Raw genomic sequence first — 12874 nt, 5'->3', positions numbered from 1 at the left:
CGGTGGGTAACAATTCCACCCATGCCTCGCCTCGTCGTCATAGCCACCGGTGGGACGATCTCGACCAGTGCGGACGCCGACGCCGTACTCCGCCCCACCCTCACCGGAGCCGACCTCACCGAAGGACTCGACGTCGAGGTCGTCGACGCCATGTCGCTGGACAGCTCACAGCTGACCCCGGCGGACTGGGACCGGATCGCCGCGGCGATCCGGTCTGCTGCGGTCACCGACGGTGCCGACGGGATCGTGGTGACACACGGCACCGACACGATGGAGGAGACCGCGCTGTGGCTGGACCTCACCTACCGCGGTGAGGCGCCGGTGGTGCTGACGGGCGCCCAGCGCAGCGCCGACGCGGTCGACGCCGACGGCCCGGCCAACCTGCGCGACGCGCTCGCGGTCGCCGCCGGTCCGCAGGCCCGCGGCCGGGGTGTCGTGGTGAGTTTCGCGGGCACCGTGTTCGAGCCGCTGGGCCTGCGCAAGGTCGCCACCGGCGAGCTGCAGGCGTTCGCCGGCCGGGCGCTCGGACCGGTCAAGAACCGCCCGTTCCTCGGTGACCTGGCGGCCGCGGACGCACCGCGGGTGGACATCGTCGTGGCCTACCCCGGTGCTGACACCGCCGCCCTCGACGCGTGCGTCGCGGCCGGCGCCCGCGGCATCGTGCTGCAGGCTCTCGGTTCCGGTAATGCCGGCGCGGCGCTGATCGACGGGGTGCGGCGACACTGCCGCAACGGCGTGGCGGTCGCGGTGTCGACCCGCGTTCCCGGTGGCCGCGTCAGCCCCGGTTACGGCCCGGGACGGGCGCTGGCCGACGCCGGAGCGTTCCCGGCGCCGCGGCTCGGTCCCCCGCAGGCACGGGTGCTGCTGATGGCCGCGCTCGCCGCCGGCTCGCCGGTGCCTGCGACGTTCGAGCGTTGGGGCTGACCGGCCCCGCTCAGGTCAACCCGCGTGCTGGGAGCGATTGAGCTCGGCGACGAAGTCCGGCCAGTCCAGGCTGTCCACCGGATTGGCCCGGGCCAGGGCGGGATCGTCGCCGGCGAAGGTCCGCGCCTGCCCGGGGCCGGAGCTGCGCGTCTCGAAGCGCACGGTCACGACGCCGTGGCCGGCGCCCTGGACCCAGCCGTGCCCGAACTCGGTGTGCGCCACATCGTCGCCGACCCGCCACGCCGGCGCGGTGGGTCCGGCCTCGACTAGCGGCTCCGGCAGACCGATGCGCGCCACCGCCTCGGTCGCCATCAACTCCAGATCGGGGAACAGCGACTCCTGTTGAACCTCGGACAGACCGGAAAAGCCGACTCCGACAAGGCGGATCGGGCCGATCTCGACCGGATCGAGGAGCAGTCTGCGCGCGGTGGCGTTCAGCGTCGCGGCGTCGGTGGTCGCGTAGGGCAGGGTCGCCGACCTGGTCAGCGTGCTCATGTCGGACTTCTTCAGCTTGACGGTCACGGTGCGGGCGCCCCGGCCGTCCTTCAGCAGGCGGCGGTGGGCGTGCTCGCCGATCGGTGCGGCCGCGTCGCGGAGCTGATCAAGAGTGGTCAGATCTTCGGGAAACGTCGACTCGGCGCTGATCTGTTTCGCCGGTGCGTTCTCGGCCACCGGCCGATCGTCGATGCCGCGCGCCAGCCGGTGCAGCGCCGGGCCCACCGTCGGGCCGAGAATATTGGCGACCTCGGCGTCCGACAGCGCCGAGAAACCGCCGATCGTCTCGATGCCGAGCCGGTGCAGCTTCTCCTCGGCCACCGGCCCGATGCCCCAGAGCTTGCGCACGGGCAGCCCGTCGAGCAGCGCGTGTTCCTCGTCGCGGGCCACCACCGTGATGCCGTCGGGTTTTGCCAGACCCGAGGCGATCTTGGCGATCTGCTTACCCGAGCCCGCACCGACCGAGGCGACCAGACCGGTCACGGCGGTCACCTCCGCCCGTAGCGCCTCGCAGAACGACGCCACCTCGGCGCTCGGAGCACCGGCCAGCTCGGTGGGCTCGCCGAACGCCTCGTCGTACGACAGCTGCTCGAGCACCGGCACCATCGTGCGCACCGTCTCGAAGACGCGGCGGCTGGCGAGGCCGTACACCACACCGCGCGGCGGCAACACCACTGCCCCGGCGCCGACGAGCCTGCGCGCCTGATGCATCGGCATCGCCGACCGGGCACCGTAGACCCTCGATTCGTAGCTGGCGCCGGCCACCACACCGCGACCGCCGAGACCGCCCACCAGGACCGGACGACCCCGAAGAGTGGGCCGGGTCAGCTGTTCCACCGACGCGAAAAACGCATCCATGTCCAGGTGCAGCACCCATCGCGCGCCCACACCTGTCGATGCTATGCGGTGCGGGATAGCCTTACCTGCATGGCACACCCGGACGGTGCGGCTTCCGACGTCCCGATCCGGGATGCCTCGATCCGCCTCGGCCAGTTCCTCAAGCTGGCCGGCCTCATCGACTCCGGAGCCGATGCCAAGTCGGTGATCTCCGACGGTCTGGTCAGGGTCAACGGCGACGTCGAAACCCGCCGCGGCAGGCAACTGCGGGGCGGTGACGTCGTCGTCTTCGACGGCCGTGGTGCCCGGGTCACGGCAGGCTGAGGCCCAGGGTTGCCCGCGAGCGTGCACTCACGGTCGCGATCGAGGCGTAATCACGACCGTGGCTGCACGTTGGGCGTTCAGGTCACGCCTTGGCGATCGCCACCCGGACACCATCGCCGATCTCCTCGAAACCGTCGGGCTCACCGAACTCGAAGCTGGTCGCCAGGATCTCGCGCGCGATCAGGTCGCGGTGTGCGCGCGCCCAATCCTCTTGCTCACCAGGCACCGACAGCACCACCGAGATCCGGTCGGACACGTCGAGGCCGCTGGACTTGCGCAACTCCTGCAGCTCGCGGATGCGGTCCTTGGCCCAGCCCTCGGCCTCCAACTCCGGGGTGACGGTCCCGTCCAGCACCACCAGACCGGCTCCGTCGGGCAGGGCCGCCGTCCAATCGGGGTCGGCGGCCACCAACTTGGAGCTGAATTCCTCGGGGAGAAGGACCGCGGGCCCGGCCTCCAGGGTGCCGTCGCTTCTGAGCACACCCTCCCCCGCCTTGACCGCCTTGATCGCCGCCTGCACGTCCTTGCCGATGCGCGGACCGGCGACGCGGGCGTTCACCGCGAGCTCGAACCGGCCGTGGGCGGCGATGTCGTCGGTGAGCTCGACGGCTTTGACGTTGAGTTCGTCGGCGATGAGGTCCCGGTAGGGGGCAAGCGCGGACGGGTCAACCGCTTTGTCCAGTGCCACAGTCAGTTTCGGCAGCGGCAGCCGGACCCGGAGCTTCTTGGCCTTGCGCAGCGAAGATCCCGTCGAGGCCACCTCACGGACCAGGTCCATATCGGCGACCAGTCGCGGATCGGCGGGCAGCACGCCGGCCTCGGGCCAGTCCGTCAGGTGCACCGAACGCTCACCGGTGAGCCCTCGCCAGATCACCTCGCAGATCAGCGGCAGTAGCGGAGCGGCCAGCCGGCTGGTCACCTCGAGCACGGTGTGCAACGTGTCGATCGCGTCGCGATCCTCCTCCCAGAACCGGGTACGCGAACGCCGGACGTACCAGTTGGTGAGGGCCTCGGTGAACTGCCGGAGCTGGTCGCACGCCACCGAGATGTCGCAGACGTCCAGCGACGCGGTCAGTTCGTCGCGCAGGGCGGCCAGCTTGGCCAGGATGTAGCGGTCCAGCACATGCGTGGAATCGGTGCGCCAGGTGCCCTTCTCGGGCGCATAGAGCGCCAGGAAGGTGTAGGCGTTCCACAGCGGCAGCAGCACTTGGCGCACACCTTCGCGGATGCCCTGCTCGGTCACGATGAGGTTGCCGCCCCGCAGGATCGGCGATGCCATCAGGAACCAGCGCATCGCGTCCGAGCCGTCGCGGTCGAACACCTCGGTCACGTCCGGGTAGTTGCGCAGTGACTTGCTCATCTTCTGCCCGTCATTGCCCAGCACGATCCCGTGCGAGACACAGGTCTTGAACGCCGGGCGGTCGAACAGCGCGGTGGCCAGGACGTGCAGCGTGTAGAACCAGCCACGGGTCTGGCCGATGTACTCGACGATGAAATCGCCGGGGAAGTGCCCGACGACCTGCTTGTCAGGGTCGGCGGAATCGATTCCGTCGAACCAGCTCCGGTTCTCGAACGGGTAGTGCACCTGGGCGTACGGCATCGACCCGGAGTCGAACCAGACGTCGAGGACGTCCTCGATTCGCCGCATCGTCGAACGCCCGGTCGGATCGTCGGGGTTGGGCCGGGTCAGTTCGTCGATGTAGGGCCGGTGCAGATTGGTCGGGCGCACCCCGAAATCACGTTCGAGTTCATCGAGGCTGCCGTAGACGTCGACCCTAGGGCAGGCCGGGTCGTCGGACATCCACACCGGGATCGGGGTGCCCCAGTAGCGGTTTCGCGAGATGGACCAGTCGCGTGCGCCCTGCAGCCACTTTCCGAACTGCCCCTCCTTGACGTGTTCGGGGTACCAGGTGATCTCTGCGTTGAGCTCGACCATCCGGTCCCGGATCTGGGAGACCTTGATGAACCATGACGAAACCGCCCGGTAGATCAGCGGGTTCCGGCATCGCCAGCAGTGTGGGTAGGAGTGCTCGTAGGTGTCGTGGCGCAGCAGCACGGAGCCGTTGTGCGCCGCTGCCCCGGACCCGTTCTTCAGATCCCGGATGATCTGCGGGTTCGCGTCGAACACGTGCTGACCCGCGTAGTCGGGCACAGTGCTGTCGAAACGTCCCTTGGCGTCGACGGGGGTGACCGCCTCGATGTCGGCCGTCAGCGCGGTGGCCATGTCGTCCTCGCCGTAGGCCGGCGCCATGTGGACCAGCCCGGTGCCGTCCTCGGTGCTGACGAAGTCGGCGGGCAGTACGCAAAACGCGTTGTCCGAGTCCATGAAATACGGAAACGGCGGGACGTAGCGCACGCCGAGCAGGTCCCGTCCCGAGTAGCCGGCCACGATCTGCGGCTCCTCGCCGAGTTCCCGGGCGTACGCTCCCAGGCGGGCGGCGGCCAGCACGTAGCGCCGACCGTCGGGCGCTTCGACGACGACGTAGTCGACGTCGGGGTTGACCGCGACGGCCTGGTTGGACGGCAGCGTCCACGGTGTCGTCGTCCAGATCAACAGGTGGGCGCCGATCAAGTCGGCCGGGCCCCCTGCGATGCGGAAACCCACCGTGAGCGCCGGATCCTGCCGGCTCTGATAGACGTCGTCGTCCATCCGCAGCTCGTGGCTCGACAGCGGCGTCTCGTCGTTCCAGCAGTAGGGCAGCACCCGGTTGCCCTGATAGGCAAGGCCCTTGTCCCACAGCTGTTTGAAGGCCCAGATCACCGACTCCATGAAGCCGAGATCCAGTGTCTTGTAGTCGTTGTCGAAGTCGACCCAGCGCGCCTGGCGGGTGACGTAGGACCGCCACTCACCGGTGTACTTGAGCACCGACGCCCGGCAGGCGTCGTTGAACTTCTCGATGCCCATCTGCTCGATCTGGGCCTTGTCGGTGATGCCGAGTTGGCGCTGCACCTCGAGCTCTGCGGGCAGACCGTGGGTGTCCCAGCCGAAGCGGCGTTCGACCTTGTAGCCGCGCATGGTGCGGTACCGCGGCACGATGTCCTTGACGTAGCCGGTGAGCAGGTGCCCGTAGTGCGGAAGTCCGTTGGCGAACGGCGGCCCGTCGTAGAACACGTACTCCGGTGCGTCGTCGCGGCGGTCGATGCTCGCGCGGAAGGTGTTGTCGCTCGCCCAGTACTCGAGCACCTCGGCTTCCAGCGCCGGGAATTTGGGCGCTCCGGCGCCCGGCTTCGGGTAGGCGGTCACGTGCGTACGTCTCCTGTGCCAAGTCGTTCAGGCACGGGGACGACGTCGCGCCGTTGCGCGAGCGCCGCGGTACCACCCCGCTTGCGCACCCAGGGTGCGCCGCTCAATGGAGGCGATGACGGGCCCACCCGTTCGGTTCTACTGAGCGCGGCACGCTGTTCTTCCGAAAGCTCCCCGGTGATGGCCGGATCGACGCTGCTGGCCCACAGTCTAGCGGGCCTGCGGAATCACCCGCGATTCACAGGGGCGTCGCGGCGTCCGAGGTGATCTCGATCAACGCGAGCGGGAACTGTTCGGCCATCTCTTCGACGCTGTAGGCGTCGAATCTCGTGGCGTCGTAATGCCAGTCGAGGTGCAGCGCTCCTGCGGCGCGGTATACGTGCAGTTCGAGGCCGTGGTCACCGCCGGAGCCGTGCTTACCGGAGGCGACATCGAGCAGGACCTCGCACGGGATGGCCGCCCTACCCGCTGCCGCAGCCAGTGCGGTGTGGGCACCCTGCAACATTTCCGTGGGACCCATCGGCAGGGCGTCCGAACAGATCAGCCATACCGCGCGGGGCGCCGGAAGCGAATCAGCGGCGACCTCGACGGCTACTTCACCTTCGCCGCGGGTTCGGCCCAGTGCCCGGGCCAGCGCGGCGAGCAGAATCTCCGCCACCGGTACGCCGAGCCATTCCGCGGCTCCATCGACCTCGTCGGCGAATTCGCTCGTCGGTGCGGTTTTCAGAATTTCGAATCGCGGGGCATTTCCCGCGACTTCTGGGCGATCGAACACCTCGAGAGGTGCCGCAACAGTGGTGACCAAGGGCCTGACCTCGTCGGCCATGTAGGGAGCGACCATGTGGCTCACCGTAGCGCGAATGTCCCAGAATTGGGAGACCACTCCCAAAATCGTGACGGCTGTGTCAATTAAGGCCCTGCCATCTGTTTGCCGGGAGGGGCTGCCCCTGCCCGGGAATTCGGTTTATTGTGTTCAGGTGCCACGCACCGACGAGAACGGCAGACAGCTCAAGGCCCTGCTCGATTACCTCCTCGACGGAGAGATCGACGCCAAGGACCTCTTCGACGCGCTCGGTGTCTCCAGCAGCACCTATTACCGGCGAATCAAGGAGAGCGACTACCCGAACGCGGAGGAGCTCCGGCGAGTGGCCGACCGGTTCGCCCTCAGCTATCCCGACCTGCAGATCCAGTTCGGCTTGATGAGTCGCCAGGAAGTCTGGAATTACGTCAGAGCCGCCGAGTCCGCCCACTCGGCGGCCGCGACCCTGCAGGACACCACGACAAAATCAGCCGTCAGGCAGCGGTCGAAGCTCTCCGAGCTGACGCCCCGCCTCGACGCGCCTCCCCTGTAAGCAGGTCCGAAATGGGTTTGGCGACACTCATCGCGATCACGCTCCTGTGCATTCTGTGGAGCCTGTGGATCCGTCGTGTCACCTGGTCCTGCCGCTGGGAGGTGGCCGCCACCCTCAACATCGCGCTGCAGGGTATCGCGGTGCTGCTGATGACACCGCTGGCCTCCGAAACCCTCGGGGTCTGGCTCCACTCGTTGACCGGGAAATGGAACCTCGAGGATTACCTCGGCCACGACGCCTACATCGTCGCGGCGTCGGCCGTGGTCTACAACGCGTTGGGCAGGCTCGAACAGGACCATGCCATGAACCGGCGGTTCAAGCAGTTCGTCGAACGGCCGGCGACGCTGTGCATACCGCTGCTGCTGGCGGCGTTCTGGCTGGGCAACGGTGCGGCGATCTACCGGCCCGACTTCTTCGACGTACCCACCGACATCTGGCTGAACGTCTACTGGCTGCTGCTCTGCGGCATGCTGATCTACCTGCTCTGTTACGGCTCGCGCGCGCTGTTGATCCTGCGTGTCGATCCGCGCTCGCGGCCGATCGCCAACGTCTACCTCTTCGCGTGCGGGATGGGCATCGCGGCCTGCGTGGTGCGCATCATCACCGCATTCGTCACGCCGCTGCAGACCGTCCAGGGCAGCACCCTGGTGTGGATTTTCGCCTGCGCGTGCGGCGCCGGCTTCGCGCTGACGTCGGCGTATTCGTGGCGGATCAAAACCAAGTGGTTCACCCGCGCCACCAGTTGAGTCAGACCGCGGTCCGGGTCAGGTCGGCGAACGGCGCCCCGAACTCGTGCACCGGCCGGTAGCCGTTCTTGCGGGCCTGCGCCGCGCCCCGGCGCAGCAGTGCCGCTGTCGCCACGAAACCGGCCTGATCCGCGACGACCAAAGGGGTGAGCAGTCGGTTGTGCACAAAACCGAACGCCAGTCCGGACTGCGGGTCGGCCCATCCCAGCGAGCCACCGAGGCCGACATGGCCGAAGCCGGGAAGCACACCCGGGAACGGCAGGCTGTGGTAGCCGAGGTGGAACGCCAACGGCAGCACCATGGTGTGGTCGGGCCGCAGGCTCGGCCGGCCGACGAGTGCGGCGGCGGTCTGACTGGACAGGAACTGCACTCCGTCGATGCGTCCGCCGTTGGCGATGGCCCCGTACATGCGGGCCAGCGCACGGGCGGTGGCCACCCCGTTCGCCGCGGGGATCTCGCTGTCGAGCATCGGGATGTCGCCCTGCACGAACGCCTTGACTCCCGGAAAGTACATCGCACCGAATCCACCGGAGAAGGGCAGCGCAGCCAACCGGGGGGCGACCAGGTTGAAGATCGGGTTCTGCAGCGCGCTCTGCGGACCGATGATCTGCGCGGCGTGCGTCGGCGCGTGCGCCGGTGGCCGACCGAGGTGCAGCCCGTCGGTGTTCAGAGGGGCGGCGACCTCGGTGCGCATCAGCTCGCGCATCCCCTTGCCGGTGATCGCACGCGCCAGCCCGGATAACAACCAGCCGAACGTCAGCGCGTGGTAGGCGGGCCTGCCGTGCAGCCAACTGACCGGAGCCGCGGCCAGCCGCTCCTCCATTCGCAGATGATCGACGAGATCACCCTTGACCGCTCCGTTGAGCTGCGACAGACCTGCCCGGTGCCGCAACGCGTCGCGGACCGTGATCGTCGATTTGCCGTTCGCGCCGAACTCGGGCCAGTATTCGGCGACGGGCGCGTCGTAGTCGATGAGGCCGCGGTCGGCCAGTCGGTGGATGACCGTGGCGGCCACCCCTTTGGTCGCCGAGAACACCATGGTCCCGGTGTCGGCATTCCAGTGCCGGGCACCCCGGCGGTCGGACCAGCCGGTCCACACGTCGACGACCGGCTCCCCGTCGAGGTAGACGGCCAACGCTCCGCCGCCGAAGCGCCGCCACGGGAACAACTGTGAGAACGCGCGCACCGCACAGCCGAAATTCGGGTCCGCCGCGCCCTGGACACCATGCGGCAGGGCAGCGCCGTCGGACCCTTCGGGGAACGCCGCGCTGCGCTCCCGGCTGTTGACGCCCGTCACAATATTGAATTTACTCCGCTGCGCGGCAAAGAACCCAGGAGTTATCGATTCGTTAAATCCGGGGGGCCGGTGGCTGCTCGGCAGCGTCGATGATCTGCTGCGCAGCAAGCGCTGGAGTCAGCTCGCCGTCGCGGACCTGGCGCTCCACATCGGCGCGGATCCGCCGCACCCCGGGGCTCGAGAGCACCCGGTCCAGCACCGAGTCGCGCACCATCGACCAGGTCCAATCCACCTGCTGTTGACGCCGCCGGGCGTCGAATTCCCCTGCCTCGGTGAGCACCTCGCGGTGCTTGAGCACGGTGTCCCAGAGCTCGGTCAGGCCGGTGCCGTGCAACGCGCTCAGTGTCAGAACCGGTGGGCGCCATAGGGTTTCCCGGGGATAGATCAGGCGAATGGCGCCGGCCAGTTCCCGGGCGGCGGCCTTGGCCTCCACCGCGTGTTCACCATCGGCCTTGTTGACCACCACGATGTCGGCGAGTTCGAGCACGCCTTTCTTGATCCCCTGCAGTTGGTCGCCCGTGCGGGCCAGCGTGAGGAACACGAAAGTGTCCACCATGTTGGCAACCGTCACCTCGGACTGGCCCACGCCGACCGTCTCGACCAGGATGACGTCGTAGCCCGCAGCCTCCAGCAACACGATCGTCTCGCGGGTCGCCTTGGCGACACCACCGAGTGTCCCCGATGTCGGCGAAGGCCGGATGTAGGCGTCGTCGTGTACCGCCAGGCGCGCCATCCGGGTCTTGTCCCCCAGGATCGAGCCGCCGGTGCGGGTGGACGACGGGTCCACGGCCAGGACCGCGACCCGGTGCCCCTGCTCGATCAGGTACATCCCGAGCGCCTCGATACAGGTCGACTTGCCGACCCCGGGGACCCCGGTGATGCCGACATGCACGGCGCTGCCCGCTTGCGGCATCAGCTCCAGCAGCAGCTCCTGAGCCTGCTGGCGGTGATCGGCGCGGGTGGACTCGACCAGGGTGATCGCCCGGGCCAACGCCGAGCGGTCACCGTCGCGGACCGCCGCGGCCAGCTCACCGGCAGATGGGCTCATCTAGTTCAGCGGGTAGCCGAGGCGTTCGGCCAACTTGCCCAGCAAGCCGATCGCCGCGTCGGCGATGACGGTGCCGGGGGGGAAGATGGCCGTCGCGCCCGCGGCGTAGAGCTCGTCGAAGTCACCCGGCGGGATCACCCCGCCGACCACGATCATGATGTCGGGTCTGCCGACCTCGGCCAGCGCGTCCCGCAGCGCGGGGACCAGAGTCAGGTGGCCCGCTGCGAGCGACGACACCCCGACCACGTGCACGTCGTTGTCGGCGGCCTGGCGCGCCACTTCCTCGGGAGTGGAGAACAACGAGCCGACGTCGACGTCGAACCCGATGTCGGCGAACGCCGTGGCGATCACCTTCTGCCCGCGGTCGTGACCATCCTGACCCATCTTGGCGACCAGGATCCGGGGTCTGCGGCCGTCGGCCTCGGCGAACTTCTCCACCAGCTCGGTGGCGCTACTGACATTGCTGGCCATGCCCACCTCGTCTCGATACACCCCGGCGATGGTCCGGATCTCGGCCTGGTGCCTGCCGTAGACCTTCTCCAGCGCGGCGGAGATCTCCCCGACCGTCGCCTTCGCCCGCGCCGCGTCGATCGCCAGCGCCAACAGGTTGTTGCCCAGCCCGTCTGCGCCGGACGTCCCGGAAGCCGCTGCCGCCCGGGTCAGTTCGGCCAGCGCGGCCTGTGTCGCGGTGTCGTCACGGTCAGCGCGCAGCCGCTCGAGTTTGGCGATCTGCTCGGCCCGGACCCGGCTGTTCTCGACCTTCAGGACCTCGATCTCGTGATCCTCGTCAACCTGGTAGCGGTTCACGCCGATCACGGTCTGCTGACCGGAGTCGATGCGCGCCTGAGTGCGCGCGGCAGCTTCCTCGATGCGCAGCTTGGGAATTCCGGCGTCGATGGCCTGGGCCATACCACCGTGCGCGGCGACCTCCTGGATGTGTGCGCGGGCCCGGGTCGCCAGCTGGTGGGTCAGCCACTCGACGTAGTAGGAACCACCCCACGGGTCGATGGGCCGGGTGGTTCCGGACTCCTGTTGCAGCAGCAACTGGGTGTTGCGCGCGATGCGGGCCGAGAAGTCGGTCGGCAACGCCAGTGCCTCGTCGAGCGCGTTGGTGTGCAGCGACTGGGTGTGGCCCTGGGTGGCGGCCATCGCTTCGACACAGGTGCGTGCGACGTTGTTGAACGCGTCCTGTGCGGTCAACGACCAGCCCGAGGTCTGCGAATGGGTGCGCAGCGACCGCGATTTCGGGTTCTTGGGGTCGAACTGCGCGACGAGCTCACTCCACAGCAGCCGGCCGGCACGCAGCTTGGCGACCTCCATGAAGAAGTTCATGCCGATCCCCCAGAAGAACGACAGCCGCGGTGCGAACTTGTCGATGTCCAGTCCGGCGTCCAGCCCGGCCTTGAGGTACTCGACACCGTCGGCCAGCGTGTACCCCAGCTCCAGGTCCGCAGTCGCACCGGCCTCCTGGATGTGGTAGCCGGAGATGGAGATCGAGTTGTACTTCGGCATCTTCACGCTGGTGTATCCGAAGATGTCGGAGATGATCCGCATCGACGGCTTCGGCGGATAGATGTAGGTGTTGCGGACCATGAACTCTTTGAGGATGTCGTTCTGGATGGTCCCGGCCAGCTTCTCCGGCGGCACTCCCTGCTCCTCGGCGGCTGCGACGTACAGCGCGAGAATCGGCAGCACCGCGCCGTTCATCGTCATCGACACACTCACCGCCGACAGATCGATCCCGTCGAACAACTGGCGCATGTCGAGGATCGAATCGATCGCCACGCCCGCCATCCCGACGTCCCCGGCCACCCGTGGGTGATCCGAGTCGTAGCCCCGGTGGGTGGCCAGGTCGAAGGCCACCGACAGGCCCTTCTGCCCCGCAGCCAGGTTGCGCCGGTAGAACGCGTTGGATTCCGCGGCGGTGGAGAACCCGGCGTACTGCCGGATCGTCCAAGGCTGGTTGACGTACATCGTCGGGTAGGGGCCGCGCACGAACGGCGGCTCCCCCGGCAGGCTGCCCAGCGGATAGCCCTGTCCGACGATCTCGTCGCGGTCGGCGGCGATGTACACCGGTTTGACGTCGATGCCCTCGGGGGTGGTCCAGTCGAGCTGTTCGGCGGTGTAACCGTGCGCCGCGGCGGCGGCCGAAACCTGTTCGGTGACATCGGCGGACGTCGGTGCGACCGGCGTGCGCTCCCCGCGCAGCGGGACGTCGGCGAAGCTGCCGATGCTTGGTTTGGTCGCGGTCATGTCACGCCCCCAATCGGGTCAGCAGGTCCGACAACACCTCGACCGCATCGATCTTCGCGGTCAGGTAACCGTCGGGTTTCGAGTCGGCTTCCGCGACCGCCTTCTCCGGCCCAGCCAGCAGGATGTGGCGCACACCGGCCTGCCGCGCGGCGTCGACCACGGCCGAAGCCTCGTTCGCGTAACGGGAATCGGTGCCGCAGACGACAGCGATCTCGGCGCCGTCGAGTTCGGCGACGGCCTCGCCGACACCGGCGGCCTCCAACGGTCCGGGGTTGACCGCCTCGATTCCCCCGGAGGCCAGCAGGTTCGAGATGAACGTGGTGCGGATGTTGTGCTCGGCGAGCGGGCCGAGCG

General features: G+C 68.3%; 10 protein-coding genes and 1 pseudogene. 4 read left to right on the top strand and 7 right to left on the bottom strand.

Annotated features, from left to right (window positions below):
• The first annotated feature begins 21 nt into the window (after positions 1 to 21).
• Complete coding sequence (locus tag BEMPMBAN_RS27500) at positions 22 to 924, top strand: asparaginase (protein WP_159229079.1); 903 nt, start codon at positions 22 to 24, stop codon at positions 922 to 924.
• Between the two features lie 15 nt (positions 925 to 939).
• Here BEMPMBAN_RS27500 and BEMPMBAN_RS27495 read toward each other — a convergent pair whose 3' ends face one another.
• On the bottom strand, positions 940 to 2277 hold the full coding sequence (locus BEMPMBAN_RS27495; RefSeq protein WP_425294926.1) for a DNA polymerase IV: 1338 nt from the start codon (positions 2275 to 2277) through the stop codon (positions 940 to 942).
• A gap of 69 nt (positions 2278 to 2346) precedes the next feature.
• On the opposite strand from BEMPMBAN_RS27495, the gene BEMPMBAN_RS27490 reads away from it, so the two are divergent.
• The gene (locus BEMPMBAN_RS27490) at positions 2347 to 2580 is read left to right on the top strand and encodes an RNA-binding S4 domain-containing protein (protein WP_159229077.1); all 234 of its coding nucleotides are present in this window, start codon (positions 2347 to 2349) and stop codon (positions 2578 to 2580) included.
• 82 nt (positions 2581 to 2662) lie between these two features.
• On the opposite strand, the gene ileS is transcribed toward BEMPMBAN_RS27490, so the two are convergent.
• Both ileS and BEMPMBAN_RS27480 read right to left on the bottom strand, forming a co-directional pair.
• On the bottom strand, positions 2663 to 5824 hold the full coding sequence (gene ileS, locus BEMPMBAN_RS27485) for an isoleucine--tRNA ligase (RefSeq protein ID WP_159229076.1): 3162 nt from the start codon (positions 5822 to 5824) through the stop codon (positions 2663 to 2665).
• A gap of 238 nt (positions 5825 to 6062) precedes the next feature.
• Positions 6063 to 6665: a hypothetical protein gene (locus BEMPMBAN_RS27480; protein ID WP_159229075.1), complete on the bottom strand. Its 603-nt coding sequence runs from the start codon at positions 6663 to 6665 to the stop codon at positions 6063 to 6065.
• 136 nt (positions 6666 to 6801) lie between these two features.
• On the opposite strand from BEMPMBAN_RS27480, the gene BEMPMBAN_RS27475 reads away from it, so the two are divergent.
• Positions 6802 to 7176 (top strand): XRE family transcriptional regulator, encoded by a 375-nt coding sequence (locus BEMPMBAN_RS27475; protein ID WP_159229074.1) that lies wholly within the window; start codon positions 6802 to 6804, stop codon positions 7174 to 7176.
• Between the two features lie 11 nt (positions 7177 to 7187).
• Positions 7188 to 7922: a hypothetical protein gene (locus BEMPMBAN_RS27470; RefSeq protein ID WP_159229073.1), complete on the top strand. Its 735-nt coding sequence runs from the start codon at positions 7188 to 7190 to the stop codon at positions 7920 to 7922.
• A gap of 1 nt (position 7923) precedes the next feature.
• On the opposite strand, the gene lipL is transcribed toward BEMPMBAN_RS27470, so the two are convergent.
• From lipL to BEMPMBAN_RS27450, 4 genes and pseudogenes are all read right to left on the bottom strand, one after another.
• Entirely contained in the window at positions 7924 to 9219 is a 1296-nt protein-coding gene (gene lipL / locus BEMPMBAN_RS27465; RefSeq protein WP_159229072.1) for an esterase/beta-lactamase LipL, read from the bottom strand.
• 52 nt (positions 9220 to 9271) lie between these two features.
• Positions 9272 to 10267, bottom strand: coding sequence for a methylmalonyl Co-A mutase-associated GTPase MeaB (gene meaB, locus BEMPMBAN_RS27460; protein WP_159229071.1), 996 nt, complete (start codon positions 10265 to 10267; stop codon positions 9272 to 9274).
• The gene (gene scpA, locus BEMPMBAN_RS27455) at positions 10268 to 12520 is read right to left on the bottom strand and encodes a methylmalonyl-CoA mutase (protein ID WP_159229070.1); all 2253 of its coding nucleotides are present in this window, start codon (positions 12518 to 12520) and stop codon (positions 10268 to 10270) included.
• 1 nt (position 12521) lies between these two features.
• Positions 12522 to 12874, bottom strand: a pseudogene (locus BEMPMBAN_RS27450) (methylmalonyl-CoA mutase); the annotation flags it as partial.

It is taken from the genome of Mycolicibacterium austroafricanum (assembly GCF_902705885.1).
GTDB lineage: Bacteria > Actinomycetota > Actinomycetes > Mycobacteriales > Mycobacteriaceae > Mycobacterium > Mycobacterium vanbaalenii_A.
This window is presented reverse-complemented; position numbering and strand designations above follow the sequence as displayed.

What these genes read in the sequence shown, in the direction of transcription:
- BEMPMBAN_RS27500 (WP_159229079.1), top strand. Translation starts at nt 22, where the DNA reads ATGCCTCGCCTCGTCGTCATAGCCACCGGTGGGACGATCTCGACCAGT.
- BEMPMBAN_RS27495 (WP_425294926.1), bottom strand. Translation starts at nt 2,277, where the DNA reads ATGGATGCGTTTTTCGCGTCGGTGGAACAGCTGACCCGGCCCACTCTT.
- BEMPMBAN_RS27490 (WP_159229077.1), top strand. Translation starts at nt 2,347, where the DNA reads ATGGCACACCCGGACGGTGCGGCTTCCGACGTCCCGATCCGGGATGCC.
- BEMPMBAN_RS27480 (WP_159229075.1), bottom strand. Translation starts at nt 6,665, where the DNA reads ATGGTCGCTCCCTACATGGCCGACGAGGTCAGGCCCTTGGTCACCACT.
- BEMPMBAN_RS27470 (WP_159229073.1), top strand. Translation starts at nt 7,188, where the DNA reads ATGGGTTTGGCGACACTCATCGCGATCACGCTCCTGTGCATTCTGTGG.
- meaB (WP_159229071.1), bottom strand. Translation starts at nt 10,267, where the DNA reads ATGAGCCCATCTGCCGGTGAGCTGGCCGCGGCGGTCCGCGACGGTGAC.
- scpA (WP_159229070.1), bottom strand. Translation starts at nt 12,520, where the DNA reads ATGACCGCGACCAAACCAAGCATCGGCAGCTTCGCCGACGTCCCGCTG.